The organism is Microbacterium sp. ISL-59 (assembly GCF_018613945.1).
In the GTDB taxonomy this organism is placed as follows: Bacteria; Actinomycetota; Actinomycetes; order Actinomycetales; family Microbacteriaceae; genus Microbacterium; species Microbacterium oxydans_B.
The window spans coordinates 555,265-581,091 of the sequence record NZ_JAGGPG010000001.1 but is presented as its reverse complement, the minus strand read 5'-3'; the positions used below and the strand labels follow the sequence as shown (position 1 = coordinate 581,091).

28 protein-coding genes are annotated in these 25,827 nt (G+C 69.6%); 14 read left to right on the top strand and 14 right to left on the bottom strand.

Annotated features, from left to right (window positions below):
* Positions 1-66: 66 nt before the first annotated feature.
* Positions 67-1,134 (bottom strand): NADH:flavin oxidoreductase/NADH oxidase, encoded by a 1,068-nt coding sequence (locus J7E45_RS02835; RefSeq protein ID WP_215066945.1) that lies wholly within the window; start codon positions 1,132-1,134, stop codon positions 67-69.
* Positions 1,135-1,190: 56 nt separating this feature from the next.
* Here J7E45_RS02835 and J7E45_RS02830 point away from each other — a divergent pair, with 56 nt between their 5' ends.
* From J7E45_RS02830 to J7E45_RS02805, 6 genes are read left to right on the top strand one after another with little or no spacing between them, the layout of a single operon-like run.
* A complete protein-coding gene (locus J7E45_RS02830) occupies positions 1,191-2,033 on the top strand; it encodes an ADP/ATP-dependent (S)-NAD(P)H-hydrate dehydratase (protein ID WP_215066943.1) in 843 nt (280 codons plus the stop codon).
* Positions 2,030-3,265, top strand: a complete 1,236-nt coding sequence (locus tag J7E45_RS02825) for a hypothetical protein (protein ID WP_308162040.1) — start codon at positions 2,030-2,032, stop codon at positions 3,263-3,265. Before J7E45_RS02830 ends, J7E45_RS02825 begins: the two co-directional genes overlap by 4 nt.
* Positions 3,266-3,269: 4 nt before the next feature.
* Positions 3,270-3,599: a thiamine-binding protein gene (locus J7E45_RS02820; protein ID WP_091033868.1), complete on the top strand. Its 330-nt coding sequence runs from the start codon at positions 3,270-3,272 to the stop codon at positions 3,597-3,599.
* Positions 3,592-4,068, top strand: coding sequence for a GNAT family N-acetyltransferase (locus tag J7E45_RS02815; protein WP_215066941.1), 477 nt, complete (start codon positions 3,592-3,594; stop codon positions 4,066-4,068). Before J7E45_RS02820 ends, J7E45_RS02815 begins: the two co-directional genes overlap by 8 nt.
* A gap of 9 nt (positions 4,069-4,077) precedes the next feature.
* Positions 4,078-5,307: an MFS transporter gene (locus J7E45_RS02810; RefSeq protein ID WP_215066939.1), complete on the top strand. Its 1,230-nt coding sequence runs from the start codon at positions 4,078-4,080 to the stop codon at positions 5,305-5,307.
* A gap of 9 nt (positions 5,308-5,316) precedes the next feature.
* Positions 5,317-5,928 carry an NUDIX domain-containing protein gene (locus J7E45_RS02805; protein WP_215066937.1) on the top strand — a complete coding sequence of 204 codons (612 nt, stop codon included), beginning with the start codon at positions 5,317-5,319 and terminating at the stop codon, positions 5,926-5,928.
* A gap of 10 nt (positions 5,929-5,938) precedes the next feature.
* Here the strand turns inward: J7E45_RS02805 and J7E45_RS02800 are convergent, their stop codons facing one another.
* From J7E45_RS02800 to J7E45_RS02790, 3 genes are all read right to left on the bottom strand, one after another.
* Positions 5,939-7,144, bottom strand: a complete 1,206-nt coding sequence (locus J7E45_RS02800; RefSeq protein WP_167633237.1) for a homoserine O-acetyltransferase — start codon at positions 7,142-7,144, stop codon at positions 5,939-5,941.
* 98 nt (positions 7,145-7,242) lie between these two features.
* On the bottom strand, positions 7,243-8,175 hold the full coding sequence (locus J7E45_RS02795) for an endonuclease/exonuclease/phosphatase family protein (protein ID WP_215066935.1): 933 nt from the start codon (positions 8,173-8,175) through the stop codon (positions 7,243-7,245).
* A 134-nt stretch (positions 8,176-8,309) separates the two neighbouring features.
* Positions 8,310-9,632 carry a bifunctional o-acetylhomoserine/o-acetylserine sulfhydrylase gene (locus J7E45_RS02790; RefSeq protein ID WP_029261929.1) on the bottom strand — a complete coding sequence of 441 codons (1,323 nt, stop codon included), beginning with the start codon at positions 9,630-9,632 and terminating at the stop codon, positions 8,310-8,312.
* A gap of 264 nt (positions 9,633-9,896) precedes the next feature.
* Between J7E45_RS02790 and J7E45_RS02785 the strand changes: the two genes are divergently transcribed.
* The 4 genes from J7E45_RS02785 (at position 9,897) to J7E45_RS02770 (ending at position 12,750) form a co-directional block, all read left to right on the top strand.
* Positions 9,897-10,514, top strand: a complete 618-nt coding sequence (locus J7E45_RS02785; RefSeq protein WP_215066933.1) for a hypothetical protein — start codon at positions 9,897-9,899, stop codon at positions 10,512-10,514.
* A 62-nt stretch (positions 10,515-10,576) separates the two neighbouring features.
* Positions 10,577-11,359, top strand: coding sequence for an SDR family oxidoreductase (locus J7E45_RS02780; RefSeq protein WP_215066931.1), 783 nt, complete (start codon positions 10,577-10,579; stop codon positions 11,357-11,359).
* Positions 11,360-11,361: 2 nt separating this feature from the next.
* A complete protein-coding gene (locus tag J7E45_RS02775) occupies positions 11,362-12,081 on the top strand; it encodes a uracil-DNA glycosylase (protein ID WP_215066929.1) in 720 nt (239 codons plus the stop codon).
* A gap of 57 nt (positions 12,082-12,138) precedes the next feature.
* Entirely contained in the window at positions 12,139-12,750 is a 612-nt protein-coding gene (locus J7E45_RS02770; RefSeq protein ID WP_215066927.1) for a GNAT family N-acetyltransferase, read from the top strand.
* A 23-nt stretch (positions 12,751-12,773) separates the two neighbouring features.
* Here the strand turns inward: J7E45_RS02770 and J7E45_RS02765 are convergent, their stop codons facing one another.
* The 6 genes from J7E45_RS02765 to J7E45_RS02740 form a co-directional block, all read right to left on the bottom strand.
* Positions 12,774-13,583 (bottom strand): ABC transporter ATP-binding protein, encoded by an 810-nt coding sequence (locus J7E45_RS02765; protein WP_215066925.1) that lies wholly within the window; start codon positions 13,581-13,583, stop codon positions 12,774-12,776.
* Positions 13,580-14,371 (bottom strand): ABC transporter ATP-binding protein, encoded by a 792-nt coding sequence (locus J7E45_RS02760; RefSeq protein ID WP_215066923.1) that lies wholly within the window; start codon positions 14,369-14,371, stop codon positions 13,580-13,582. Before J7E45_RS02760 ends, J7E45_RS02765 begins: the two co-directional genes overlap by 4 nt.
* Positions 14,368-15,237 carry an ABC transporter permease gene (locus tag J7E45_RS02755; RefSeq protein WP_374225442.1) on the bottom strand — a complete coding sequence of 290 codons (870 nt, stop codon included), beginning with the start codon at positions 15,235-15,237 and terminating at the stop codon, positions 14,368-14,370. The genes J7E45_RS02760 and J7E45_RS02755 overlap by 4 nt, the downstream gene beginning before the upstream one ends.
* Positions 15,234-16,184, bottom strand: coding sequence for an ABC transporter permease (locus tag J7E45_RS02750; protein WP_215066921.1), 951 nt, complete (start codon positions 16,182-16,184; stop codon positions 15,234-15,236). Before J7E45_RS02750 ends, J7E45_RS02755 begins: the two co-directional genes overlap by 4 nt.
* 17 nt (positions 16,185-16,201) lie before the next feature.
* Positions 16,202-17,722 carry an ABC transporter substrate-binding protein gene (locus J7E45_RS02745; protein WP_091033832.1) on the bottom strand — a complete coding sequence of 507 codons (1,521 nt, stop codon included), beginning with the start codon at positions 17,720-17,722 and terminating at the stop codon, positions 16,202-16,204.
* Positions 17,723-17,814: 92 nt separating this feature from the next.
* Positions 17,815-18,741, bottom strand: coding sequence for an alpha/beta fold hydrolase (locus J7E45_RS02740; protein WP_091033829.1), 927 nt, complete (start codon positions 18,739-18,741; stop codon positions 17,815-17,817).
* Between the two features lie 171 nt (positions 18,742-18,912).
* Here J7E45_RS02740 and J7E45_RS02735 point away from each other — a divergent pair, with 171 nt between their 5' ends.
* The 3 genes from J7E45_RS02735 to J7E45_RS02725 all read left to right on the top strand — a co-directional run bounded on the left by J7E45_RS02735 (position 18,913) and on the right by J7E45_RS02725 (position 20,645).
* Positions 18,913-19,389, top strand: a complete 477-nt coding sequence (locus tag J7E45_RS02735; protein ID WP_029261916.1) for a carboxymuconolactone decarboxylase family protein — start codon at positions 18,913-18,915, stop codon at positions 19,387-19,389.
* Positions 19,386-20,099 (top strand): tyrosine-protein phosphatase, encoded by a 714-nt coding sequence (locus J7E45_RS02730; RefSeq protein WP_215066919.1) that lies wholly within the window; start codon positions 19,386-19,388, stop codon positions 20,097-20,099. The genes J7E45_RS02735 and J7E45_RS02730 overlap by 4 nt, the downstream gene beginning before the upstream one ends.
* Before the next feature lie 75 nt (positions 20,100-20,174).
* Positions 20,175-20,645, top strand: a complete 471-nt coding sequence (locus J7E45_RS02725) for an SIP domain-containing protein (protein ID WP_215066917.1) — start codon at positions 20,175-20,177, stop codon at positions 20,643-20,645.
* A gap of 16 nt (positions 20,646-20,661) precedes the next feature.
* Here J7E45_RS02725 and J7E45_RS02720 read toward each other — a convergent pair whose 3' ends face one another.
* The 4 genes from J7E45_RS02720 to J7E45_RS02705 form a co-directional block, all read right to left on the bottom strand.
* Positions 20,662-21,105: a Fe-S oxidoreductase gene (locus J7E45_RS02720; protein ID WP_215066915.1), complete on the bottom strand. Its 444-nt coding sequence runs from the start codon at positions 21,103-21,105 to the stop codon at positions 20,662-20,664.
* A complete protein-coding gene (locus J7E45_RS02715) occupies positions 21,102-21,905 on the bottom strand; it encodes an arginase family protein (protein WP_091033823.1) in 804 nt (267 codons plus the stop codon). The genes J7E45_RS02720 and J7E45_RS02715 overlap by 4 nt, the downstream gene beginning before the upstream one ends.
* A 65-nt stretch (positions 21,906-21,970) precedes the next feature.
* Positions 21,971-22,714: a PspA/IM30 family protein gene (locus J7E45_RS02710; protein ID WP_091033820.1), complete on the bottom strand. Its 744-nt coding sequence runs from the start codon at positions 22,712-22,714 to the stop codon at positions 21,971-21,973.
* A 58-nt stretch (positions 22,715-22,772) separates the two neighbouring features.
* Entirely contained in the window at positions 22,773-24,815 is a 2,043-nt protein-coding gene (locus J7E45_RS02705) for a TPM domain-containing protein (protein ID WP_215066913.1), read from the bottom strand.
* A 122-nt stretch (positions 24,816-24,937) separates the two neighbouring features.
* Between J7E45_RS02705 and J7E45_RS02700 the strand changes: the two genes are divergently transcribed.
* Positions 24,938-25,777, top strand: a complete 840-nt coding sequence (locus J7E45_RS02700; protein ID WP_215066911.1) for a DUF3097 domain-containing protein — start codon at positions 24,938-24,940, stop codon at positions 25,775-25,777.
* Positions 25,778-25,827 lie beyond the last annotated feature (50 nt).

Genomic DNA, 25,827 nt, shown 5'->3' with positions numbered 1-25,827 from the left:
TCCGGACTGACGCACGAAGGCCGCCGACCCGGGAGGATCGGCGGCCTTCGTCGCGTGTGCGCCCGCTCAGCGCCAGCGCGCGCGTTCGTACTGCGGGGGCCAGGCGACCTCCGCACCGAGCTCGTGGGCGGCGCGGAGGGCGAAGTGCGGGTCACGCAACCACTCCCGACCCGCGAAGACCACGTCCGCCGCACCGTCGGCGAGCACCTGCTCCGCCTGGGCCGAGGCGGTGATGAGCCCGACCGCGGACACCGGGATGCGGCCCCCCTGGCGCACCGTCTCGGCGAGAGGCACCTGATATCCCGGGAATACGTCGATGCTCTGATGCGCCACGAGCCCGCCGCTGGAGACGTCGATCAGGTCGGCCCCGTGCTGTGCCGCCCAGGCGCCGACGATCGTCGCCTCTTCCGGGGTGAAGCCACCGTCCGCGTGATCGGTGGCCGAGATGCGTACGAGCAGCGGCACTTCGGTGCCGGCGGTGGTGCGAACGGCGTCCACCACGCGGAGCAGCAGCCGGGCGCGATTCTCGAGCGAGCCTCCGTACTCGTCCTCGCGCAGGTTCGACAGCGGCGACAGGAACTGGTGCAGAAGGTAGCCGTGCGCCCCGTGGATCTCGATGACGTCGAAGCCGGCGTCGAGTGCGCGGCGCGTGGCGGACGCGAAGGCCTCGACCACACGGTCGATGCCCGCCAGGTCGAGGGCGACCGGTTCCTCGACGCCGTCGAACGCCACGGCCGAGGGCGCGGTGGTCGTCCAGCCGCCGTCCTCCTGCGGGACGGAGCCGCGCAGAGGAGCCCAGGGCCACCAGGTCGAAGCCTTCCGACCCGCGTGCGCGAGCTGGATGCCGGCGTGCGCTCCGCGGTCGTGGATGGCCTGGACGATCGGCGCGAGCGCGTCACGCTGGTCGTCGTTCCAGAGGCCGAGGTCACGAGGGGAGATCCGGCCCTCGGGGACGACCGAGGTGGCCTCGGCGACGATCAGCCCGGCGCCGCCCGAGGCGAACTGGGCGAGGTGGGCGTGGTGCCACTCCTGAGCGACGCCGTCGACGGCGCTGTACATGCACATGGGCGAGACCCAGAGGCGATTGCGGAAGGTGACGGATCGGATGCTCAGTGGGGAGAAGAGAAGACTCACCGTTCGACGCTACCCCCGCGGGCGTGCGTCTCGGGCCGTCGCACTAACGTGGAGTCATGATCGAGGTGCGGGAGTGGTCACGCAGCGATACGGCGCGCCTGTTCCGTGCGCCCACGGCGGAGGACGACAAGTACGCCCGCGGGGTCGTGGCGCTGCGTACCGGATCTCCCGCATACCCCGGCGCCGCGGTGCTCGGAGTCGAGGCGGCGTGGCGGTCCGGAGCGGGGTTCGTGCGGTACGTGGGCGCGGAACGGGTGGCGGACGCCGTCCTGGCTCGGCGACCCGAGACCGTCGTAGGAGCGGACATCGGCAGTTCGCGCGTCGGAGCCTGGGTGATCGGCTCCGGCACGGATCCGGTGCACCGCACGGACGCGGAAAGCGTCGCGCTCCGTGAGATCCTCGCCGGTGCGGTCCCCGTGGTCATCGATGCGGGTGCCCTGGACCTCGCGCCGGGAGCGCGGGCGCCGTTCCTCGTCACCCCGCACGCACGGGAGTTCACCCGGTTGCAGGAGCGCCTCCGCGTGCAGCCCCACGACGACGAAGACGACGAGCGGGCGGATGCGGCGCGGCAGGTGGCTGCGAAGATCGGCGGCACCGTGCTGCTCAAGGGAGCGCGGACGTTGGTCGCCGACCCCGACGGAGCCGTCATCGCCGTCGAAGCGGGAACGGGGTGGCTGGCGACGGCCGGCACCGGAGACGTGCTCGCCGGCGTGCTCGGAGCGGTGTCGGCCGCGAACCCCGGAGCGGCGCTCGCCGAGGTCGCCGCCGCCGGGGCCTGGCTGCATGGTCATGCTGCGCGGATCGCAGCCAGGACGCTCGCCGGCGGCCCGGGGCACCCGATCGTGGCGATGGACGTGGCGGAGGCGCTGCCGCAGGCGATCCAGGACGTCCTGGGGTGAGCCGCGACTCGACGACGAGGGTGCTCGTCCTGTGGGGCGCGTTCCTCCTCGTCCACCTGCTCACCGCTCTGCTCGGGTGGGTGTATCCGAGCCAGCCCATGGGCGATGTCGTTCTCGTGTACGAGCCGTGGGCGTCGGCGGCTCTCGGCGGCGGACCGATCGTCGGCATCACCGAGACGTGGGTCTACCCCCAGCTCGCGTTGGTGCCCATGCTGCTCGCCGCCGGACTCGCCGCGCCTCTAGTTCCCGTGCTCGGCGTCTCGAGCGCCTACCTCGTCGGCTGGGCCGTGCTGGTCATCGTCCTCGATGCGATCGCCTTCGGTGTACTCATCGGGCGATCGCCCTCGCACGCGCGGCGGGTCGCTGCCTGGTTCTGGTGTGGGGCCGTCTTGCTACTCGGTCCGATCGCGCTGTACCGGATCGACGCGATCACCGTGCCCCTCGCCGTGATGGGCGGACTCTGGCTCGTCGCGCGACCGATGATCGCCGCCGCCCTGTTGACGGCCGGCGCCTGGATCAAGATCTGGCCCGGCGCCCTCGTCGTGGCTGCGGTCGTCGCGGTCCGCGCGCGGTGGCGCGTGCTGCTCGCCGCGATCATCGTCACGGGCGGCGTCGTGTTGCTGCTGGTGCTGTTCGGCGCCGACACGGAGATCCTCGGGTTCCTGACCGAGCAGACCGGGCGCGGGCTGCAGATCGAGGCGGTGGCCGCGACGCCGTTCCTCTGGCTCGCTGTCGCGGGTGCGGCACGCATCGAGTACAGCTTCGAGATCCTCACCTTTCAGGTGACGGCGCCGGGAGTGGATGCCGTCGCCGCGGCCCTCACCCCGCTGATGATGATCTGCGTGCTGGTGGTCGCGGCGATCGGCGCGGTGAAGGCGATGCGCGGTGCCGCCTTCCCCCGGCTGTTCCCTCCGCTCGCCCTCACGCTCGTGACGCTGCTCATCGTCACCAACAAGGTCGGCTCGCCCCAATTCCAGACCTGGCTCATCGCGCCGGTGATCCTGTGGATCGTGCTCGATCGCGCCAGATCGCGCACACCCGCGGTCATCGTGCTCGCGCTCTGCCTGCTCACCTGTCTCGTGTATCCGCTCGGCTATGACGCCCTGCTGCGCGCCGAGGCGCTTCCCGTCGCGGTGCTCACCGTGCGGAACCTCCTTCTCATCGTCCTGCTCGTCCTCGGCATCCGCGCTCTCCTGCGCGTGCCCGTCCGTCATCCGAAACTCCAGGAGTGAACCCATGCTGATCGCCTTCTCCGTCGCCCCGAGCGGCACACCCGCCGAAGGAACCGAGCGAACCGATGCCTCCGTGCACGACGCGGTGGCCGCGGCTGTGCGCGTGGTGCGCGAGTCGGGGCTGCCGCATCGCACGACGAGCATGTTCACCGAGATCGAGGGTCCCGACTGGGACACGGTGATGGACGTCGTCAAGCGTGCCACCGAGGCGGTCATGCCGTTCGGCTCGCGGGTGTCGCTCGTGCTCAAGGCCGACATCCGCCCCGGGTACTCGGGCGAGCTCGACGCGAAGATCGAGCGCCTCGAGGCGGCGATCGAGGAGTCGGATGACTGATCGGCGCGCTCCTGCCGAGGTCCGGACACGTCCGGCTGTCGACGATGACGCCGAGTGGATCGCCGATCTGCGGGCGATCGTGCTCCGGTCTGATCTGACGCGGCTCGGTCGCTATGACGATGCGCGGGTGCGGCAGCGATTCCGGGACGCGTTCGCGTCGGAGGAAACCCGCGTCATCGTCGTGGACGGACAGGACATCGGCTCCGTCGCGCTCCGTGACGAAGGCGGGTCGCGCTGGCTGGAGCACTTCTACATCGCTCCTTCGCACCAGGGGCGCGGCGTCGGAGGACGCATCCTGACCATGCTGCTGGACGATGACGTGACCCATCGCCTCAACGTGCTCCAGGGTAGCCCTGCCCGGGCGCTCTATGAACGCCACGGGTTCGTTCTCGAGCGGCAGGACGAGGTCGACGTCTTCATGTTGCGTGAGCGGACGAGCACGGACGGCGTGGCGTCGGACGGCCGCTAGGCTGTACCGGTGAATCCCTCGACTGAATCGAGGGGTGCGGCGAAGTGGGCGCTCCTCTCTCTCGCCATCGGCAGCTTCGGCATCGGCATGACCGAGTTCGTGGTCATGGGTCTGCTGCCCAACATCGCCGCCGACCTGCTGCCCTCGCTCTGGGCCACCAGCCAGGAAGAGGCGCTGAGCCAGGCCGGTTGGCTGATCTCGCTGTATGCGCTGGGCGTCGTGGTCGGTGCACCGACCATCGCCGGCTTCGTCGCGCGCTTCCCGCGGCACCGGGTCATGATCGTGCTGGCCCTCGCGCTGACGGTCTTCAACGCGCTCACAGTCATCTTGCCCACGTTCGAACTGGTCGCCGCCTCCCGGTTCCTGGCAGGGCTCCCGCATGGCGCGTACTTCGGCATCGGCGCCCTGGTCGCGGCCGACGTCATGGGGCCGGGGAACCGTGCCAAGGGCGTGGCATTCATTCTCACGGGACTGACGGTCGCCAACGTGGTCGGCGTGCCGCTCGGCACGTTCCTCGGACAGGTGTGGGGATGGCGCGCGGCGTTCGCCGTCGTCGCGATCGTGTTCGCGCTGGCGACGGTCTTCATCGCGGTGTTCGTGCCGCAGCACCCCGGTGATCCCGGACGCACGATGCGCCAGGAACTCCGGGTCTTCCGCATCCCGCAGGTGTGGTTCACACTCGGCGTCGGTGCGATCGGTTTCGGTGGTTTCTTCGCCGTCTACAGCTACATCGCGCCTCTCGTGACCGAGGTCGCGGGGTCGCCGGACTGGGCGGTGCCCATCGTCCTGGTGCTCATGGGGCTCGGCATGACCGCGGGAAACCTCGTCGGCGGCCACCTCGCAGACATCGACCTGCGCCGCACCCTGCTCTACGGACTCGCGGCCCTCGTCGTCGTCCTCGGCCTGCTCGCGGTCTTGGCCTTCTGGATCGTGACGCTCGGGCTGCTGGTCTTCGTGGTCGGGTTCGTGTCGTCGGTGCTGAGCCCGACGATCCAGACGCGTCTGATGGATGTGGCCGAAGACAACCAGTCGATCGCCGCGGCGATGAACCACTCCGCCCTCAACATCGGGAACAGCCTGGGCGCTTTCCTCGGTGGGCTCGTGATCGCGGCAGGCTGGGGCTTCACGGCGCCCGCATGGACCGGTGCCGCGCTCGCCGTGGCCGGCCTGTTGATCGCCCTGCTGTCCTACCGCGTGGAGGCGCGTCGGCCCGCCGCCAGGGAACGCATCGCATCGTAGAGTGACGGGGTGATCACGCCCGATTCGTCCTTGCCCGTCGCCGGCACGGTCGTGCTGCTGCGCGCAGCCGACCCCGGCTTCGAAGTGCTGCTGATGCGGCGTCCCGATCGTGGATCCTTCGCGGGTGCGTGGGTCTTCCCCGGCGGCAAGGTCGAGCCGGCCGATCGGCGTGATGGTGACGAAGACGTCGAGGACGCGCGTCGTGCCGCGATCCGGGAGACCTTCGAAGAGGTCGGGGTCGTCGTCCAGGAGCTGGTGGCGTTCTCCCAGTGGCATCCGCCGGTCGAGGCGCCCACGCGCATCCGTACCTGGTTCTTCCTCGCTGCGGCGCCGTCCATCGATCCTTCACCGTCCGAAGACGAGGTGGCCGAGCTCGCCTGGGTCCGGCCGGCCGAGGCTCTGGCGCGGCACGGTGCCGGGGAGTGGATGCTGTACCCGCCGACCTGGATCACGCTGCATCAGCTGTCGGCGTTCACCGACGCGGCATCCGCGCTGTCTTCCGGCGGTGCCGTGCAGCTGTTCCAGACCCGTGTTCTGGGCTCGGGCGCCGCGCAGGCGTTCGCGTGGGAACAGGGGCGTCTCGAGGCCGGCGCGCTGCCGTGGCGGTTCCTCCCCGGGTGAGGGACGCGGATCAGCTCTCGAGCAGCCGCCGCAGGTTCGCGCCGACGATCTCGGTCTCGATGAGGAAGCCGTCGTGTCCGAAGTCGCTGGAGACCACCACGGCCTCCCCGTCGATCACGTTCCGGATGCTGCGGGCGATGCGCTGCTGTCCGTCGACGGGGAACAGGCGGTCGCTGTCGATACCGAGGACGAGCGTCGTGGCTGTGACCGCGTGCAGCGCCTCTTCGACACCGCCGCGCCCGCGGCCGACATCGTGCGAGTTCATGGCCTCGACGAGCGTGATGTAGCTGTTCGCGTCGAAGCGACGGGTGAACTTGTTGCCGTGGAAATCGAGGTACGACTCCACGGCGAAGCGTCCGCCGTGACCGAGAGGTGAGACATCCGACTGCCACGACCGCTGGAAGCGCTGGTTCAACTCGATCGGGCTGCGGTAGTTCAGCAGAGCCATCCGCCGTGCCAGCGCGAGTCCACGGTGCGGGCCGTCGCCGTCTCCGAGGTCGTAGTACTCGCCGCCCTGGAACCGCGGGTCCATCCGGATGGTCTCCAGCTGCACGGTGTTCAGCGCGATCTGGTCGGCCGTCGTCACCGGGGGAGAGGAGAGCACAGCCAGCCGTTGTACGCGCTCGGGATGCGTCACCGCCCACTCCAGGGCGTGCATGCCGCCCATGGATCCGCCGATGACCGCGGCAAAGCTGTCGATGCCCAGCGCATCGGCGAGCCGCACCTGCGCCGCCACCTGGTCGCGGATCGTCAGGTAGGGGAAGCGCGACGCCCATTCGTAGCCGTCGGGGGCGACGCTTGCCGGTCCGGTCGATCCCTGGCAGCCGCCCAGCATGTTCGGAGCGATCACGAACCAGCGGTCGGTGTCGAGCGGCGCACCGGGGCCGGTGATGTCTTCCCACCACCCCACGGTCGGATGGCCGGAGCCTGCAGGACCCCGCACATGGCTGTCGCCCGTGAGCGCATGCAGCACGAGGATCGCGTTGTCGCGAGCGGCATTCAGTTCGCCCCACGACTCGTAGGCGATGCGGATGCCCGGCAGCTCGCGGCCGCTCTCGGTCGAGAAGGCACCGAACGCCGCGAAACGCCTACCGCCGACCGGGTCGCCGTCGCGCCACGCGCCCGTCGCCGGTGGGCGGGCACGGAGCAGCCGCACGTCGGCCTCCGTCACGGGCGCCGACGGCACCGTGTCCTCGGAGGTCGTCTGCCAGTCCATCCCTCCATTGTCGCCTGGTCGAGCACCCGGCGGCGGCAGGTTACGACCCGGTGTCGTGTCGCCGTGTGTGCGACGGCCCGGACGACGGGGCGGTTGACTCAGCGGACGCGGGTCATCGTGGCGAGGTGGTCGCTGTTCCCGGCGCGTTGGGTGCTCGAGGCGACGACATCGAGTCCGCGGACGAACACCTGGTCGATCCGGACCAGCGGGAATGCGGCGGGCCAGGTGAACCCGAGCGTTCCGTCGGTCGGCCGTGCCCACTCGGCTTCCGCTCGCAGCGCGGCCAGGCTCGGGTCCGTCGAGGGTGCGTTGAAGTCCCCGACGACGACAAGTGCGGTGGCTGCGTCGGAGGCGACCTGCTCGGCGATGCCGTTGAGCATCGTGTCGCGGTCCTGTTGCTGTCCGGGGCGCACGGAGGCGGCGTGCAGCACGTAGACGGCGACCGGTCCCGCGGGGCTCTGCACCTCGACGCGGAGCGCGCGCTTCCAGCTGAGCCCGAGCGTGAGCGGTTCGGCGCTCGCCAGCGGGTATCGACTCCACAGTGCCACTGTGCCGACCGTGTAGGAGTGCGGGTACGCGTCGGCGAGTACCTCGCTCGCGGCGGAGAGGCTGTCGCCGTCGAGTTCGGTGAGGGCGATCACATCCGCCTCGCTCTGCGCGAGTTCTGCGGCGGAGGCGGCAGCGCTGCCGGAGTGCGCGCGCACGTTCTGGCTGGCGATCGTGAGTTCGCTCTCTGCACCGGCCGATCCGGGGAGTCCGGGGAACGCCGGGGCCATCGCGAGGAACCAGAGGAGCGTGGGCACCAGGAGGAGGACGATCACGCGCCGCGCGAGGAAGAGCGCGGTGACGACGAGTGCGAGGAGGACGAGTCCGAGCCAGGGGAGGACGGCGGCGACGGCGGTGCCGATCACGCCAGGAACCCATCCGCACACGAGCAGGATCAGCACGGCGATGCCGGCGATCGCGAGACGGCGGGCATGGCGCGTCGTGGTGCGTCGGGCGAGCGGTGGTCGGTGTTCGACGTCGATCATGCTCTCCTCACAGCGGGGATCCCATTCTCGACGGAGCCGCCTGTGGGTCGGCCGGGTGGCGCCAGCACCCGCGAACGCGAGGATGCCCCGGACCGCGTGGTCCGAGGCATCCTCGTAGTGGTGCGTGTGGAACGTCAGGCGCGAGCAGCCTCTGACACGGCGCGTGCCGCGGCGAGAGCCTGGTCGAGGTCGGCCTTCAGGTCGTCGATGTTCTCGATGCCCACGGAGAGGCGGACGAGGCCCGGGGTGACACCCGCGGTGAGCTGCTGCTCGGGGGTGAGCTGCGCGTGCGTGGTCGAGGCGGGGTGGATGACAAGCGAGCGCACGTCGCCGATGTTGGCGAGGTGGCTGAACAGCGACAGGCTGTTCACGAACTCGCGGCCGGCCTCGACACCGCCCTTGAGCTCGAACGACAGCACCGCGCCGACGCCCTTGGGAGCGTACTCGTTCGCCTTGGCATACCACGGCGAGGAGGGAAGGCCCGAGTAGTTGACGGTCGCGACGTCGTCACGGCTGTCGAGCCACTCGGCGATCTCCTGCGCGTTCTGCACGTGACGCTCGATGCGCAGCGACAGGGTCTCGATACCTTGGATGAGGTTCCACGCGCTCTGCGGCGCGATGGCCGAGCCGAGGTCGCGCAGCAGCTGCACGCGGGCCTTGATGATGTAGGCGAGCGGGTCGCCGACCGCAGCGGTGTAGCTGGCGCCGTGGTACGAGGGGTCCGGAACCGTGAGGCCCGGGAACTTGTCGACGTTCTTCGACCACTCGAACGTTCCGCCGTCGACGATGGCGCCGCCGATGGTGGTGCCGTGTCCGCCGAGGAACTTGGTGACCGAGTGCACGACGATGTCGGCGCCGAACTCGAACGGACGGATCAGGTACGGGGTGGCGATCGTGTTGTCGACGATCAGCGGGACGCCGGACTCGTGTGCGATGTCGGCGACGGCGCGGATGTCGAGGATGTTGATCTGCGGGTTGCCGATGGTCTCCGCGAAGAACAGCTTCGTGTTCGGGCGCACCGCGCGGCGCCACTCCTCGGCGTCATCCTGGTTCTCGACGAAGGTGACCTCGATGCCGAGCTTGGCGAGGGTGTACTTGAAGAGGTTGTAGGTGCCGCCGTAGATCGAGCTCGAGGCGACGAAGTGGTCGCCGGCCTGAGCGATGTTGAGGATCGCGAAGGTGGACGCGGCCTGGCCGCTGGCGAGCACGAGTGCGCCGGTGCCGCCTTCGAGCGCGGCGAGACGCTGCTCGAGCACGTCCTGCGTCGGGTTCTGGATGCGGGTGTAGATGTTGCCGAACTCCGCCAGGGCGAAGAGGTTGGCCGCATGGTCCGCGCTGTCGAACACGTACGAGGTGGTCTGGTAGATCGGCGTGGCGCGGGCCTTCGTGACCGGGTCGGGGGCGGCGCCGGAGTGGATCTGCTTGGTCTCGAAGCGCCAGGACTCGGGTGCGGACATGATTTCCCCCAGGAGTGGTCGGAAGGTCGGATGGCGGATGCCGTTGCAGCGAGAGTACGGAACATCGGCCCGTGTCAACAACAACCGGGAAATGTGACGTAACACGGCGGAGGCCCGGAATCACGCGGGAGAGGGGCCATCGCCGGGTGAGCAAGCGGGTGATGCAGGGGGTGAGAGACGGGTTCCGATCGGCGTTCGGCTTCTGTACTGTGTGCCTCACACAAGCACGGGGACGTGCACCGCAACGCGGAGGGAGTCGTCCCGATGGTCAGTCACGAGGGACCGAACACGGCGGGTGGCGAGAGCGCCCGTGACGGATCGACGCCAGGGGTCGGGCGACGGACGGTCCTGACGGGTGCCGCGTGGTCGCTCCCGATCGTCGCGGTCGCCGTGGCGACCCCGGCCGCTGCCGCATCGGGCGGTGCGCTCGGACGCTTCGTCATCGAGTCCATGCTGGGCGGCACCTGGGTGGATACGCAGTACTACGGGGCGTCGATCCAGCTCCGCAATGACGACACCCAGGCGACGACGCTGCCAGTGGAGGACGTCACGAGCGGCACAGTCACGGTCACGTTCGCTCGGGCGGATGTCGGTGACGTCGTGCCGGCCGTCATCGCCAATGCGGGCGGGACGAGCCCGACCGTCGGCGGCCTCCCTGTCACGGACCCCACGTGGACCGCCGGTGGCGCCACGGAGAACGGCGACGGCACGGTCACGTACACGCTCGTCTACGCCGGCAGCCTCGCCGGACAGGGCGTCACGAACGTCAGCTTCGGCATTCTCGGGCCGACGCCGCTCAACTCAGGCATCAGCGTCACCGTGACCTCCACCGGCAGCCCGACCGACGGCTTCGTGAGCAGCCGCACTGCGATGCTGTTCTGAGGGTTCCGCGACTGCCCCGTGCGGGACTCCGCATTCCCGGCGGAACATCGTACGGTGGAGGCATGGTGAACAGACGTGCAGTGGTAACAGGTGCGAGTTCGGGAATCGGCGCGGCGACGGTGCGCGCACTCCGGGCACGAGGATGGGATGTCGTCGGTGTCGCCCGACGCGAGGATCGTCTGTCCGCGCTCGCCGCGGAGACCGGGGCTTCGGCCATCGCGTGCGACCTGACCGACCCGGCAGCCGTCGACGCACTGGTCTCGGAGCTCGAAGCGTCGGGACCGGTGCACGCGCTCGTGCAGGTGGCCGGAGGCGCCCGCGGAACCGACCGCATCGAAGACGCATCGGTCGCGGACTGGCAGTGGATGTTCGACGCCAACGTGCTCGCGTCGCAGCGCCTCGTGGCCGGACTGCTCCCGCTGCTGCGTCGGGCCGCTGCGGCAGACGGTCACGCCGACACGCTCTTCGTGACCTCGACCGCCGCCCAGTCGGCATATGCGGGAGGCGCCGGGTACAACGCCGCGAAGGCCGCCGAGGGCATGCTGGTGAAGGTCCTGCGTCAGGAGCTCAACGGCGAGCCGATCCGCGTCGTCGAGGTCGCGCCCGGCATGGTCCACACCGAGGAGTTCACGCTGAACCGCCTCGGGGGAGACGCCGTCGCCGCCGAGGCCGTCTACTCGGGGGTCGAAGCGCCTCTTCTCGCCGAAGACGTCGCCGACGTGATCTCCTATGCGCTGGAGTCGCCGGGACACGTCAACCTCGACTTGATCACGATGCGCCCGGTCGCGCAGTCGGCGCAGCACCTGCTCGCGCGCGGGCCCCTGCGCGTGCGCTCCATCGACTGACGATGGCGCAGTCTCTCGCCGAGCTCGCCGCGGACGGGCAGATCGACGCGGGGTGGGCGGAGGCGCTCGCTCCTGTTCAGGACACGATCACCGAGCTCGGCGAGCGACTCCGCGCCGAGCAGGAGGCGGGGCACGGGTATCTTCCATCGGGGGAGAACGTCCTTCGGGCCTTCCAGCGTCCGTTGGCGGATGTGCGGGTGCTGATCACCGGACAGGACCCCTATCCGACGCCCGGCCACCCGATCGGTCTGTCTTTCGCGGTCGATCGTGATGTGCGCCCGCTGCCGCGCAGCCTCTCCAACATCTACAAGGAGCGGGAGAGCGACATCGGGATCCCGCCGGCACCCCATGGCGATCTCACTGCGTGGAGCGATCAGGGTGTGCTCCTGCTCAACCGCGTGCTCACTGTGCGGCCCGGTGCCGCCGCCTCGCACCGCGGCTGGGGCTGGGAGAAGGTCACCGAGCACGCGATCCGGACGCTGGTCGCCCGTGATCAGCCGCTCGTCGCCGTGCTGTGGGGAAAGGACGCCGCGAACCTGCAGCCGATGCTGGGTTCGACGCCGATCATCGCCTCCGCTCACCCGTCGCCGCTGTCCGCCAGCCGCGGCTTCTTCGGTTCTCGCCCGTTCTCCCGTGTGAACGACCTCCTCGTGGAGCAGAGTGCCGACGCGATCGACTGGCGGGTGGGTGGCGAGCCCGCGGAGCACGCTCGCCTGATCTAGGCGCTGCGATCGACTGGAGAGTGGAGGGCGAAGCCACTCCGTCTCTAAGCTGAGCGCATGCAGTTCGAACCGGGGGACCGTCGCCGCGTCCTCCCGCGCCACCTCCGCCCCGAGATCGCCCCCGAGGTCTTCTCGTACACGATCCGTGCGGTGCGTCCGGCGGACCTGCCTCACGTCCGCGAGATCTACAACCATTTCGTGAGCAACTCGGCGGTGACGCTCGACGAGCGGCGCAGCAGCATCCCGTACTGGCGCGACAAGTACGCGCTGCTCACGCGGCTGGAGCTGCCGTTCCTCGTCGCGGTTTCGCCGGCCGGCGTGGTGATCGGATACGCGCTCGCGCAGCCCTGGGCAGGTAAGAACGCCTACAAGTACACGGTCGAGGATTCGATCTACCTCGGACCGGGCGCGGGCGGGAAGGGGCTCGGGGCGGCCCTGCTGCAGGCGCTCATCGACGCCTGCGAGCAGATTGGTCTGCGCGAGATGGTCGCGGTGATCAGCGACAGCGGTGCGGAGGCATCGATCCGGCTGCACGAGAAGCTGGGGTTCGTCGAGGCCGGGCGCATGGGCCGGGTCGGCCACAAGTTCGGTCGCGATCTCGGGACCGTCTACATGCGGCGCGTGCTCAAGCCGACCGGACGCCGGCGAAGGCTCTTCGGTTCGCGCTGACGACCCGACGAATCCGTGGCGGCTCAGTCGCTGGAGGGGCGAGGAGGAGCGGCCGGGATCACTGGGATCGCCGCGAGCAGCGTCTTCGTGTAGTCCTCCGTGGGGTGCAGCAGCACATCCTGCGTCGAACCTCGCTCGACGATGTGGCCGTCCTTCATCACGACGACCGCGTCGCACAGGTTCTGCACCACGCCGATGTCGTGCGACACCAGCAGTAGCGTGAGATCGGTCGTGCGGCGGAGCTCGATCAGTAGCTCGAGGATCTGTGCGCGCACCGTCACGTCGAGGGCGGAGAGCGGCTCGTCGCCGACGAGGATTCGGGGGCGATGCACGATCGCCCGCGCGAGCGCGATCCGCTGTCGCTGGCCGCCCGAGAACTCGTGCGGATAGCGGTCGCCCATCTCGGGCTCGAGCCCGACCTGGGCGAGCACCTCGCGTACTCGCGCCCGGTGGTCCCCCTCGATGCCGAGGGCCCACAGCGGCTCTCGCACGATCTGACCGGCCGTCATGCGCGGGTCGAGCGACGCATAAGGATCCTGGAAGACGAGTCCGGTCTCGCGCCGCAGCCAGTGCAGCGACTTCGCGGATGCCGTGGCGTCGACGGGGCGTCCGTCGATCGACACGGTCCCGGACGTGGGGCGGTCGAGACCGAGGATCAGTCGGACCAGCGTGGACTTTCCCGACCCCGACTCGCCGATGATCCCCAACGAAGACCCCTCGACGACATCGAGATCGGTCTCCGCCAGCGCCGTCTGCGTGCGCGTTCGTTCGAATGCGGTTCGCTTCGGGACGACGAAGTCGCGGCGGAGCCCCCGTGCTTCGATCAGGCTCATGCGGCACCACCGTTCGGGCGCCAGAGAGTCGCCGTGGCATCGCGCAGCAGGCCCTGGGTGACCGGTGAGGCAGGAGTCGACAGCAGGGTCGAGACCGGGGCCGCTTCGACGACGCGTCCGTGCTCGAGCACCACGCCCTCGGTCGCGACCTGCGCGAGCACGGCGAGGTCGTGCGTGATGAACACGAGCGACATCCCCTCGTCGGCGACGAGCGCGAGCAGCAGGGAGAGGATCTCGGCCTGGATCGTGACGTCGAGTGCCGTGGTCGGCTCGTCGGCGATGAGCAGCCGCGGACGACAGGCGAGTGCCATGGCGATCGCGACGCGCTGGCGCTGACCGCCCGAGAGCTGGTGCGGGTACCGGTCCACGATCGACTCGGGATCGGGGAGCCGTACGCGTGCCGCTTCCGCGATTGCGCGCTCTCTGGCTTCCCGGCGGCCGAGCCCCTCGTGGATGCGGATCGACTCCGCGATCTGCCGCCCCACCGTCCGGATGGGGTTGAGTGCCGTGCGGGGCTCCTGGAACACGATGCCGATGTCGTCCCCGCGGAGCTTCGCGAGCTCCCGATCCGGCATCCCGATCAGCTCGACGCCGTTCCAGCGGATGCTGCCGCTCGCCGTCGCGCCGTCGGGGAGCAACCCGAGGACCGCGAGCGCGGTGAGCGACTTGCCCGATCCCGACTCGCCGATCAGTCCGAGTCGCGCACCGTCGGGTACCTCGAACGAGATCCCGTCGACGACGCGGCGCCCGTCGATCTCGATCACCAGATCCTGCACGGACAGGCTCATGCGACCACTCCCGGTGTGTGGATCTCGGCGGCGCGATGCCGCAGGGTCGGGTCCGTCGCCTCGCGCAGTCCGTCGCCGAGGAGGTTGAGTGCGAGCACGGTGATCGTGATCGCGAGCCCCGGCCAGATCACCGACAGCGGATGCACGCCGATGTAGCGCTGGAGATCGGCGAGCAGGAGCCCCCAGCTCGGCTCGACCACCGACGCGCCGAATCCGAGGTACGACAGGCCGGCCTCGGCGAGCACGGCGACGGCCATGGACCAGGAGAGCTGCACGATGAAGACCGGGGCGACGTTCGGAAGCAGGTGCCGCACGAGGCTCTGCGTCGGCGTGAGACCTGCGGCGCGTGCGGCGAGCACAAAGTCGCTCTGCTGCACCCGGCGCAGCTCGGGTCGGGTGACGCGGGCGATGTTCACGCCGAAGCCGATCCCCACGGACCAGATCACGACCCAGAGCGACCCGCCCCAGACCGACGAGATCATCATGGCGATCAGCAGCACGGGGAAGGCGATCAGGATGTCGACGAGCACCGCGACGGTCTCACGCATCCAGCGAGCGGTGAGGGCGCCGAGGGCGGCCAGGGCGATGCCGACGAGCGTGGCCACGATTCCCGCGCCGACGCTGACGAAGACGGTCGTGCGCGCGCCGGCCATCAGCAGGCTCAGGATGTCGCGGCCGGTGTCGTCGGTGCCGAGCAGGTGCGGCCAGCTCGGGGGCAGCCATCGATCGCCGATGTCCGACGCCTGCGGGTCAAACGGGGTCCAGAAGAGCGCCACGATCGCAGTGAGAGCGATCACGGCGACGACGATGATGCCGAAGCACCCCGTCGGCGTACCCCAGAGTCGGCCGAGCCAGCGCGGCATCATGCGGCCTCCCGCTGTCGCGGATCGATGGCACGGTGCAGGAGGTCGACGACGAAGCCCACGATCAGCACGAAGCCGGTGAGGACGAGGAGCTCGCTCTGCACCTTGATGAGGTCGCGGGTACCGACGTCGGCGACCAGCATCCGTCCGATCCCGGGGAGGGTGAAAAGCTGCTCGATGATGACGGATCCGACGATGATCCCGGCGACCTGGAGTCCGAGCACCGTGATGATCGACAGTCCCACCGCAGGGATGCCGTGCTGGATGAGCGCGCGGGTGCGGGTGAGTCCCTTCGCCGCGGCCGTGCGGACGAAGTCCTGTCCCGCGGCCTGCAGGGTCGCGCTGCGCACGAAGCGCATGAGCATGGCTCCCTCGACCACGCCGATCGTCAGCGCGGGGAGCAGCAGCGACTCGATCGCGCGCCCGGGCGTGGACCAGCCGGTGCGGGGGAATCCCTGCGGCGGCAGCCAGCCGAGCCAGACCGAGAAGACGACGATGAGCATCATGCCGGCCCAGACGACGGGCACGGCGGCCAGCGTCTGAGCGCCGACGCTGAGGGCGGTGCCGGTGCGTCTGCCGCGCAGGAGGGCGGCGAAGATTCCGAACGGCACGGCGATGAGCACGGCGATGAGCAGCGACATGATGCCGAGAGGCACGGTGACCTGGGCCTTGAGCAGCAGTTCTTCGCCGACCGAGGCGCCAGAGAGCAGCGAGGTGCCGAGGTCGCCCCGGAAGATGCCGCCGATCCAGTCCGTGTACTGCGCGAGCAGCGGCTGGTTCAGGCCGAGCGATTCACGGAGCGCGTCGACCTCGGCGGGGGAGGCCTGGGTGCCGGCGATCAGTTGGGCCACGTCTCCCGGGAAGACCCGCAGAGTGAGGAAGATGAGCACGCTCGACACGAGGAGCCCTGCGATGAGCAGGGCTCCTCGGACGAGCGCATAGCGGATCACGAACGGGTGACCGCTCGCTACTTCTCAGCGGAGACGGTCACGCCGGCGAGGTTGATCCGGGAGTTGATCGAGTCCTCGGGGAAGCCGGCGACGATCGGGGCCACGGCCGTGATGGTCTCGCCGTTGTACAGCCAATCCGCCGCGTGGTCCTCCGACACGATGCGCGCGGCCTGCGCGAGCAGCTCGGCGGACTTGTCGGGATCCACCTCGGCCAGTGCCTTCGAGTACAGGTCCTGCACCTCGGCGTTGTCGTAGCCGAAGTAGTAGTCGGGGTTGGCGAAGTTGCCGAAGTCGCGCGGCTCGACGTGCAGCACGAAGCTGAGGTCGTAGTCCTTGTTCGTGTACACGTCTTCGAGCCAGGTCGGGAACTCGACCGAGTTGACCTCGAGGGAGACGCCGACCTTCTTGAAGTCGGAGATCAGCACCTTGGGCACCGTCGTCCCGTAGAACGCGGGAATCGTGAGCGTGAGCTCCAGGTCTTCCTGTCCCGCTTCGGCGAGCAGCTCCTTCGCCTTCTCCGGGTCGTACGAGATCACGTCCGACAGATCTTCGTAGCCGGGGTCGAGTTCGGGGATCGGGCCGAACAGCGTGGTACCGGCGCCGACCGCCTCGATGAGGGCGTCGTGGTCGATGGCCAGGCGGAGCGCCTCGCGCACGCGGACGTCGTCGAGGGGCGCCTTCTTGTTGTTGAACGCCAGCGTGGCCTTGTCGGTGGTGCGGCCCTTCGTCAGGGCGAACTCGCCGGAGTCCTCGAGCTGCGGCGCGAGGTTGGGATCGACGGCGGTGAGCACCTCGACGTCGCCGGCGAGGGCGGCATTGACGCCCGCCGTGAAGTCTGGGATGTACTGGAACTCGACCTGCGCGACGCCGGCCGGGTCGCCCCAGTAGTCGTCGTTGCGGGCGAAGGTGATGGTGCTGCCCTTGTTCCAGCGAGTCAGCGTGAACGGCCCGGTGCCGTTCTCGGCCGACTTCAGGTCGGTGGTGTCACCGGTCTTGAAGACCAGCCCCGCCGGACCCGTCAGGGCGAACAGGAAGTTCTGGTTCGGCTCGGTGAGCACGATCTGCACCGTGGTGGCATCCGGCGCCGTGATCGACGCGACCGCTGCGAAGTCGGCGTTCCCCTGCACGGTGGCGTCGGTGCGCACGGTCTCGTACGAGGAGACGACATCGGCGGAGGTGAGCGCGGTGCCGTCGTGGAAGAGGATGCCCTCGCCGAGGGTGAAGGTGTAGGTCAGCCCGTCGTCGGAGACTTCGTAGTCCGTGGCGAGTCGCCCTTCGATCTCGTTGTCCTGCGTGCGCGTGACAAGGCCCTCGTAGATGTTGTCGATGAGGATCTGTTCGAGAGCCGCACCGCTGGTGTGGCGGATGTCGAGGTTGGTGGGTTCGAGCACCAGTCCCACGTGCAGGGTCGCGTCGGGGTCGGGCTCACCGGTGCTCGCGGAGGGCCCGGGATCGGGGGAGCCCGCGCAGGCGCTGAGTATGACGGCGGTGGCCGCGAGCGCGGAGATCAGCGCGAGGCGTCGGGTGCGTCGGAACATGGGCGTTTCCTCTCGGTGCGGCAGTTGCTGTGTGCCGTTGTGTCGAGCCTAGAGTTGCGTGGCGGGGTGCGGGTCGGGTGTGGAACGGAACGTCACAATCCGCGAACGGCGGATGCTGTGGCGATGAGGGCGGCCAGCTCGACAGGTGCGGTCTCCTGCACGTTGTGCGTCGCGTCCAGGGTCACCACGCGGGCGGCGGGCACACGACGCTGGAGGTCTTCGGCATCGGCCTCGCTGACGAAACCGCGGGCGGCGCGGACCAGGGTGATCGGGGCGCTGACCCCGGACAGGTCGTCCCACCCGGTCTCGTGAAGGACCGAGGGGGCGGTGGGCGAACCGGGATCGTGCGCGGCGAGGGCCTGTGCGGCGAGGTGTGCGAAGTGGTGCTTCCACTCCACCCGCCCATCGGGCCGCACGCGGGTGTTGAGGAAGACACCGCGCTCGGTCTCGGGGCGGCTGCCGCCGAAGCCGAGCGACATCGCCTTGTCGACGAGTTCGTCCCGAGAGGCGAAGTCCGTGGGGCCGGCGTAGAACTCGCGCAGCGCGGCCGGCCCGGCGGTGACGTCGATCCCTGGCGTGATGTCGACGATCACGAGCTCGGAGACCAGATCGGGTCGGGAAGCGGCGAGGGCGGCGCCGGTGAGTCCGCCGAGCGACTGTCCGACGACGACCTGCGGCTGCGTCGCCCAGGCATCGAGTGCCGCGGCGACATCGCGTGCGAGGGTGCGCGGGGTGTAGTCGACGTCGTCGCGCCAGGAGGAGTCGCCGTGGCCGGCCAGGTCGATCGCGAGCAGCGGCAGCTGGAGCGCGAGCGAGGTCGTGTCCCACGTGTGCGCGTTCAGGCCCGCGCCGTGCAGCAGCGTGACCTGCGGCGCGTCTCCGCCGAACCGTAGGGCGCTCACGGAGCGTCCGTCGGCGAGGGGGAGGGTGAGGCGCTCCACTTCCGGGAGCGGAACGCCGAGCGCTTCGGCCTGTGCGGGAAGATAGCTGAACTCGCTGATGTCGATCGCCACGTGCATATTCTGCTCCACCCCAGCGACACAGAAGAAATGGCGGAGCATTCTGGCAACCATGCCCCCGTAGTTGATTGTGAACATGTTTATCAATCAATGCATCAGCATGTCACAGTGCATTTCCTTGCGTCGGGGTGGACAGAGGCCGGGAGGGTGGTCGCCGAATATCATGGAGTCATGAGTGAGACGCGAGTGCACCTGTCCAAGACCGAGCCGACCGCGTATCAGGCGCTCGATGCGTTCTCGAAGACCGTCGGGCAGATCTGCGCGGCGAACGGCATCGACGATCGCCTCAAAGAGATCGTCATGATCCACTGCTCGCAGCTCAACGGGTGCGCATACTGCGCCCGCATCCACGTCGACCGCGCCGTCGCCGCCGGCATCGACACCGACACGCTCACCCAGATCCCGACCTGGCGCGAGAGTGGCGTGTTCAGCGAGCGCGAGCGCGCGGCCCTCGAACTCGCTGAGGCGTTCACCTTCATCTCCGAAGACGGCGTGTCCGACGAGGTGTACGACCTGGTCGGCAGTGTCTTCACTGAGAAGGAGTACGCGGCGCTCAGCTGGGCATGCGTCTCCATCAACGCGTTCAACCGCGTCGTGATCGCCGGACGCTATCCAGTTCCCGCCCGGACTCCGCAGGCGCAGGCATGACGATCCTCGACGTCGACGGCGTCACCAACGTCCGCGATGTCGGCGGTATCCCGGCGTCCGGTGGCCGCATCCGCGCGGGAGTGCTGCTGCGGTCGGGTCAGCTCTCCGGCGCCACGACGAGCGGGGCCGCCGTGCTCCGTGCGAAGGTGCAGCACATCGTCGACCTCCGCGACGGCGAGGAGGTGGCGGCGGAGCCCACCGAGATCGAGGGGCCGGACACCACGCACCTCCCACTGTTCCTGGGGTCGGTGCGGTCGTTCTTCGAAGCCGACACGAGCCTCGACGACCTCTACCTGCATCTGCTGGAGGAGAGTGGGGAGCGCCTGGTCGAGGCGATCCGCATCATCTCCGCGGGCGCGCCCACGCTCGTGCACTGCACGGTCGGCAAGGACCGCACAGGCGTGACGGTGGCCCTCGCGCTGTCCGCCGTCGGCGCTGATCGTGAGGCCGTGATCGCCGACTACGCGCTCACGGAGTCGCAGCTGCCGGCGGAGCGCTCGCAGCGCATCGCCGCGTACCTCCGCGCCGAGCACCCCGAAGCGGTGCATGCGGTGGCCCTCGCGACGCAGTCGCCTGCTTCGGTGATGCGGAGTCTGCTGGAGCAGGTCGATGAGCGCTGGGGTTCCGCCGCGGGCTACCTGCGGGCAAACGGGATGACCGAGGCGGAGCTCGCCGCGTTGACCGCTGCGCTCGTCGAGCCGGCCGAGTAGCGCACAACGGGACCGCGCTCTTCCCGGCGGAGGCAAGGTTAGGCAAGCCTTCACTTGGTGTACGATGAAGGCATCATGAACACCTCGCTCGAGACTCGCAGCACGCGCGCAGCACGCCGCGCAGCACGTCAGCGCGCGCACCACCTGGTGACGGCCGACGAACAGTCCCTCACCGAGCTCGAGGTCTTCCTGACGACGCTGCCGCTGTGCGCGTCCGGCCGGATCTTCATCGAGGTGCCCTCGGTCGCCGACATCGGCGTGATCGAAGCTCCGGGGCGGATGACCGTCACGTGGCTCGCGCGTGAGCAGCGTTCCGGTGCTCCCGGCAGTGGCCGCGCCTGCGCACCCGGTCAGGCCCTGGCACGCGCGACCTGCGCGTGGGCCGACGAGATGATGTGCGACGACGAGATCGAGACGCGCGTCACGCTGCTCGGTGGCTACCTGGGCACCGCCGACATCGTCGAGCACCTGACGAGCGCGCTGCAGGTCTCGCCCGCACTCATCCACACCCCCGAGCGCTTCGGCCTGCTGCCCACCGTCCGCTGACCGCGCGAGCGCGGCGTCAGCGCGACCGGCGCACGTAGTTGCCGTCTTCCAGTCCCGCCTCGATCTCGAAGCGGTTGCGCAGCGGATCCCGGCCGGCGAACAGATAGAGCACCGGCATCAGGAAGCCGTAGCGGAGCCACTGCTCCTTGTGCACGGCTTCGTGACGCAGGACGGCATCGCTCGGGCGGGCGTCTCCGGTGAGGAAGCACCCGCCGACGCATACTCCACCACGGTTGAAGGTCCAGGTGGGCATGCCCCGGAAGATCCACAGCCCCGCCCGCCTCTCGACGGGGCCGGTGCTCCAGAGCGATCCCCAGAGCCACCCGACAGCCGTGCCCCAGGCGTAGCCGAGACGACTGATCGGCGAACGCAGGAGGAACGAGGGGATCCGGCGGTCGAAGCGTCGCCCCCGGGCGAGCGCGGCTTCGGCCTCAGGACGCCAGTCCGCCGCCGTGCTCATGCCACGGCTCCGACCAACCGGAGCAGCGCACCGAGGTCGTCGACCGCATCCGCCGGCGTTCGGGGCGCGAAGCCGGCGATCGTCGCGCCGGCCAGCGGGATCTCGGTGCGCAGCGCGCGGATGGCGGTGCTCAGAGCCGCGGGGGAGAGCCCGAACGGCACGGAGGAGGAGACGCCGGCGAAGTCGGAGGGGTCGAGCACATCCACGTCGATGTGGACCCAGACTCGCGACGCCCCGGTCGCTCTGACCGCGTCGAGCAGCGCATCGGGTCGTTCGAGGTCATCGACGGAGAGGTTCGTCAGGGCCCCAAGAGGGGCGGCCTCTGCGTCGTCGAGATTGCGCACGCCCACGGTGACCACCCGGTCGGCGCGGATCGCGGGGGAGAGGACGAGCTGCTCCTCGCCCTCGCCGAGCAGGGCGCGCAACGCCATTCCGGAGAAGGCTCCGGAAGGAGAGGTCTCGGGCGTGTGGAGGTCGGCGTGGGCGTCGCACCACACGACGGCGAGATCGTCGGTACCGCCCGGGAGCGCATCTATCGCGGCGACGGTGATGCTGCAGTCGCCGCCGATCACGACAGTGTCCGCGTCGATGTGCCCGTGGGTGAGTTCGCGTGTGCGCAGCAGCGCGCTCAGGCGGCGGACCCCGGTGCCGAGGGATTCCCCCGCCTCGACCGGCACTTCCAGCACGGTCGTCGCAGCCCGGGGAAGGTCTCCCGCGATGGCGGCAGCACCGTCGACGAGGAGCATCGCGCGCGGTGCGGGCGAGCCCTGCCACTGCGGGATGACGAGGAATCGCACCATGGGTGCCTCCGAGAAGAAGAGCGCGGATGTCCCGGGCGCAGGGCCCGGGACATCCGCTGGTGGTGTCAGTTGCCTTCGATGGCCTGACGGGGAGCGCTGCCGCCGGCCTTGAGCTCGGCGAGACGAGCCTCGACCTCGGTCAGTTCGCCGAGGTCTTCCAGGCTCTCGAACTGTGCGTCGAGGCTCGACGCCGCGAGCTCGATCTTGCCCTGAGCGATGGCCTCCTGGCGGCGGACCTTGTCTTCGAACCGGCCCAGCTCGCTGGTGGGGTCGAGCACGTTGATCGAGCCGACAGCGTCCTGCACCTTGGTCTGCGCCTCCGCGACCTTGGCGCGCGCGAGAAGCTCGCTGCGCTTGTTCTTGAGCTCGACGAGCTTGTCCTTCATGCCGTTGAGGCCGCTCTTGAGCTTGTCGACGATCTCGGTCTGGGCGGCGATCTGAGGCTCGGCGCCGGTGGCCTCGCGCTCGGCACTGATCTGGCGCTGCAGGGCGATCTTGGCGAGGTTGTCGAACTTGTCGGCGTCCGTGGCATCGCCGCTGTTGCGCATCTCGTCGGCCTTGCGGCTGGCGGCGAGGGCCTTGTTGCCCCACTCGGTCGCGGCCTGGACGTCTTCCTCGTGGTCACGCTCGAGGAGTCGCAGGTTGCCGATGGTCTCGGCGATCGCGGACTCGGCGTCGGCGATGCTGTTCGTGTAGTCGCGAACGAGCTGGTCGATCATCTTCTGCGGGTCTTCCGCGGAGTCCAGGAGGGAGTTGATGTTCGCGCGGACGAGGGTCGAGATACGTCCGAAGATGGACTGCTTGGTCATGCGTGGTTCCTTTCAGAGGGCGTCTTCGAGAGCTTGGCGTAAATGTCTGTGTGGCGGATCAGAAGCGTCTACCTCCGGATCGGCCGCTGCGGCCTCCACCGCCGCGGGATCCCCCGCCGCCGAAACCGGAGCTGCGGAAGCCGCCGCCCCCGGAGGAGCGCCAGCCGCTGCTGCTGCTTCGACGGGACGACCCGCCGCCACCGCCGGCGAGGAGGCCGCCGATGATGCCGCCGAGGATGTCCCCGCCGATTCCGGAACCGCCGGACGAGGAGTTGGATCCGCCGAACGGGCTGCCCCAGCCGCTGTCGTACCCGGGCGGGTTGTACGCCTGGACGTCGGATTGCGCGGCGGAAGTGGCCTGGCCGGCGAGGGCGAGTGCGCGGTTGGCCTCGGCCAGAGACGCCTCGGGGTCGGTGGCGCGCAGGTTCAACGCCTGGGTGAGACTGGCCTCGGCGTTGGCGAGTCGGGTTCGTGCGGTCGAACCGACGGTGCCGCGGCGGGTCTCGATGAACTCGCGTGCCGCACGGATCTCGGAATTCGCCTGTGCGAGGGTCTGCTCGAGCATCTGCTGCACGCGGCGCGAGCGCTCGACGCCTTCTCGGCCCTGGGCGATTGCCGCATCGATCTGGGCGTTCGCGGCGCTGAGCGCCTCGAGCACCCGCTGCGGATTGCGCTTCGTGCTGGCGAGGTCGGCCTGCGCCAGCTGGAGCTGCTGCGCGGTCGCGGAGGAGGCCGCCGCGATCGCACCGGTCGTGTCGGGCAGCTGCTGTGCCGCGGCGAGGTCGGCCTGCAGTTCCGTGACCAGTGCTTGCGACTGTGTCTCGATGGCGGCCAGTTCGGCGCCCAAGGTCGAGACCGCCTGGGCGAGCTGGCCGGCCTGTGCGACCGACTGCTCGGCGGTGCGGATCGCGAAGGCGGCCTCGCCGGATCGGCCGGCCGCGATCGCCTGGGCGGCCGCCTCGATCGAGCGGTCGGCCAGGTCGGCGCGCTCCTGTGCCTGCGCGGGGTTGTCGGCGACCGTGCTCAGGGCCGCCGGGTCGTACGTCGCCGACAGCGCGGACAGAGCCGGTGCGGCGGCGGCGAGGATCGGGGTCAGTGCCGCGCGTTCGCCGCGGACCCTCTCGAGTTCCTGCGGCGCATTCTGCTCGAGTTTGCGAAGGGCGTCGAAGGCCTCGGTGTTGTCGTCGAGCACATCGTCGATCTCTTCGGCGATCCGGATGATGCGGATGTGCCAGGCCCGACGGTCGTGGATCGTGTCCTCGATCTCGTCGTCGAGCTTCTGCTTGAGGTCGAAGGCCTCAGCGATCTTGGCCTTCGCCGCGTCGACGACGCGGGTGAACTCCTCGGTCGCGCCCTCGCCGAACTGTGCGACCGCGAAGCCGAGCTCCTCCTTGCTGGAGGTGATGGCGTCATCGGCCTGCACGAGTGCGAGCCCGGCCTGCGTCTCGACCTGCTCGTCGGTGAGGGTGGAGAACGGATCAGCGGGGTCGGGTGTCTCCGGCATCGCGCCGCGTCGGCGGATCTCGGCCTTGCGCCGCGCGCGTCGGACGAGCGCGACGATGAGCCAGATGAGCAGAGCGGCGGCGATGACGGCCACCACGATCAGCGTGACACGGAGCGCTCCGGCACCCCCGTCGCCCTGGATCTCGTCGGCGGCGAGAGTGATCGCCCCGACCCAGTCGCCGTCGGCGGCGAGCGGGACCATCTTGTCTTCGATGGCGTCGAGCTGGTCGAAGCTCACCGGCCCGTCGGGCGCCGCCGAGATGTAGTAGCTGCGGCCGTCCACCGCGATCGCGAGGAGATACTGCTCGCTGCCGAGGTTGTTGCTGTCGGCGACGGTGTCAGCCCATTTGACGTTGTCGCTCGGATTGGTGAAGTCGTCGACGAGCACCACGAACAGGTCGGCGTTCGAGTTGGCGGTCAGCTCCTCGAGCCTGGTCTCGACCGTGGCCTCTTCATCGGCGCTGAGCACGTCGGCCTGGTCGGTGACGTATCCGGAATCGAGGGTGAGCGGATCGGTGGCGGAGGCGACGGACGCGGTGAACGCTCCTGCCACGGCGGCCAGCGCGAGTGCGGCCAGCGTGAGCCACCGTTTCGTCATCGTGTTCCCTCCGACCGGCAGCCGAGCCCCATGCCATGAGTCTATGCACAGAGCCCGACACGCGACAGCACCAGCGGCGGGTTCGCCGTTCGCCCTCAGCGGAGGCACATACCCTGGAAGGCATGGACGACATGTACGGTTCGGATGTGCTGGCGACAGGCTGGCGCGACCGCGGCGCGAAGAAGGTGCCGCAGGTCGCGGCGGAGGCGGATCTGGTCGTCGAGGTCGCCGATGACGGTTTCTGCGGCGCGGTCACCCGCGTGCAGGGCGGCAACGTCGAGCTGGAGGACCGCGTCGGCCGTCGACGGCTGTTCCCGCTCGGCGGCGGGTTCCTCATACACGGCGCACCGGTGCGCCTCGTCGTGCCGGCGGCGAAGGGCCAGGGTCCGCGGCGCACCGCATCCGGATCGTTCGTCGTCGCGGATCAGCGCGCACGCGTCGCCCTGCCCAGCCGCATCCTCGTCGAGGGCAGGCACGATGCCGAGCTGGTGGAGAAGGTCTGGGGCGCCGATCTGCGTGTCGAGGGTGTGGTCGTCGAGTTCCTGCAGGGAGTCGACCTGCTCGACGACCTGCTGACCGCCGAGCCGCCCAGCGCCACCCGCAGGTACGGCGTGCTGGTGGACCACCTCGTGCCGGGTTCCAAGGAGACCAGGATCGCGCAGGCTATCGCGCGCGGCCCGCACGGCCGACACCTCCGCATCGTCGGGCACCCCTTCATCGACGTCTGGCAGTGCGTCACCCCGCGTGCCCTCGGCATCGCGAAGTGGCCGGAGATCCCGCGCGGGATCGAGTGGAAGGTCGGGATCTGTCGGGCCTTCGGGTGGCCCCATGAGACACAGGCCGACATCGCTCGCGCCTGGCAGCACATCCTCTCGAAGGTGACCACCTACCGGGACCTGGAACCCGCACTGCTCGGCCGTGTGGAGGAGCTCATCGACTTCGTCACGGCCCCGACGGGTTGAACGCCGCCACCGCGGACGCAGGGAGCGCGGGGCGCCGACGACTACCCTGG

Excerpts from the sequence above, each read along its gene's own strand:
- J7E45_RS02800 (WP_167633237.1), bottom strand. The coding sequence starts at position 7,144 with ATGGACTGGCAGACGACCTCCGAGGACACGGTGCCGTCGGCGCCCGTG.
- J7E45_RS02705 (WP_215066913.1), bottom strand. The coding sequence starts at position 24,815 with ATGACGAAACGGTGGCTCACGCTGGCCGCACTCGCGCTGGCCGCCGTG.
- J7E45_RS02815 (WP_215066941.1), top strand. The coding sequence starts at position 3,592 with ATGACTGATCGGCGCGCTCCTGCCGAGGTCCGGACACGTCCGGCTGTC.
- J7E45_RS02765 (WP_215066925.1), bottom strand. The coding sequence starts at position 13,583 with ATGAGCCTGATCGAAGCACGGGGGCTCCGCCGCGACTTCGTCGTCCCG.
- J7E45_RS02730 (WP_215066919.1), top strand. The coding sequence starts at position 19,386 with ATGACGATCCTCGACGTCGACGGCGTCACCAACGTCCGCGATGTCGGC.
- J7E45_RS02700 (WP_215066911.1), top strand. The coding sequence starts at position 24,938 with ATGGACGACATGTACGGTTCGGATGTGCTGGCGACAGGCTGGCGCGAC.
- J7E45_RS02785 (WP_215066933.1), top strand. The coding sequence starts at position 9,897 with ATGGTCAGTCACGAGGGACCGAACACGGCGGGTGGCGAGAGCGCCCGT.
- J7E45_RS02710 (WP_091033820.1), bottom strand. The coding sequence starts at position 22,714 with ATGACCAAGCAGTCCATCTTCGGACGTATCTCGACCCTCGTCCGCGCG.
- J7E45_RS02720 (WP_215066915.1), bottom strand. The coding sequence starts at position 21,105 with ATGAGCACGGCGGCGGACTGGCGTCCTGAGGCCGAAGCCGCGCTCGCC.
- J7E45_RS02715 (WP_091033823.1), bottom strand. The coding sequence starts at position 21,905 with ATGGTGCGATTCCTCGTCATCCCGCAGTGGCAGGGCTCGCCCGCACCG.
- J7E45_RS02760 (WP_215066923.1), bottom strand. The coding sequence starts at position 14,371 with ATGAGCCTGTCCGTGCAGGATCTGGTGATCGAGATCGACGGGCGCCGC.
- J7E45_RS02820 (WP_091033868.1), top strand. The coding sequence starts at position 3,270 with ATGCTGATCGCCTTCTCCGTCGCCCCGAGCGGCACACCCGCCGAAGGA.
- J7E45_RS02745 (WP_091033832.1), bottom strand. The coding sequence starts at position 17,722 with ATGTTCCGACGCACCCGACGCCTCGCGCTGATCTCCGCGCTCGCGGCC.
- J7E45_RS02775 (WP_215066929.1), top strand. The coding sequence starts at position 11,362 with ATGGCGCAGTCTCTCGCCGAGCTCGCCGCGGACGGGCAGATCGACGCG.
- J7E45_RS02755 (WP_374225442.1), bottom strand. The coding sequence starts at position 15,237 with ATGATGCCGCGCTGGCTCGGCCGACTCTGGGGTACGCCGACGGGGTGC.
- J7E45_RS02725 (WP_215066917.1), top strand. The coding sequence starts at position 20,175 with ATGAACACCTCGCTCGAGACTCGCAGCACGCGCGCAGCACGCCGCGCA.
- J7E45_RS02740 (WP_091033829.1), bottom strand. The coding sequence starts at position 18,741 with ATGCACGTGGCGATCGACATCAGCGAGTTCAGCTATCTTCCCGCACAG.
- J7E45_RS02780 (WP_215066931.1), top strand. The coding sequence starts at position 10,577 with ATGGTGAACAGACGTGCAGTGGTAACAGGTGCGAGTTCGGGAATCGGC.
- J7E45_RS02795 (WP_215066935.1), bottom strand. The coding sequence starts at position 8,175 with ATGATCGACGTCGAACACCGACCACCGCTCGCCCGACGCACCACGACG.
- J7E45_RS02830 (WP_215066943.1), top strand. The coding sequence starts at position 1,191 with ATGATCGAGGTGCGGGAGTGGTCACGCAGCGATACGGCGCGCCTGTTC.
- J7E45_RS02770 (WP_215066927.1), top strand. The coding sequence starts at position 12,139 with ATGCAGTTCGAACCGGGGGACCGTCGCCGCGTCCTCCCGCGCCACCTC.
- J7E45_RS02735 (WP_029261916.1), top strand. The coding sequence starts at position 18,913 with ATGAGTGAGACGCGAGTGCACCTGTCCAAGACCGAGCCGACCGCGTAT.
- J7E45_RS02790 (WP_029261929.1), bottom strand. The coding sequence starts at position 9,632 with ATGTCCGCACCCGAGTCCTGGCGCTTCGAGACCAAGCAGATCCACTCC.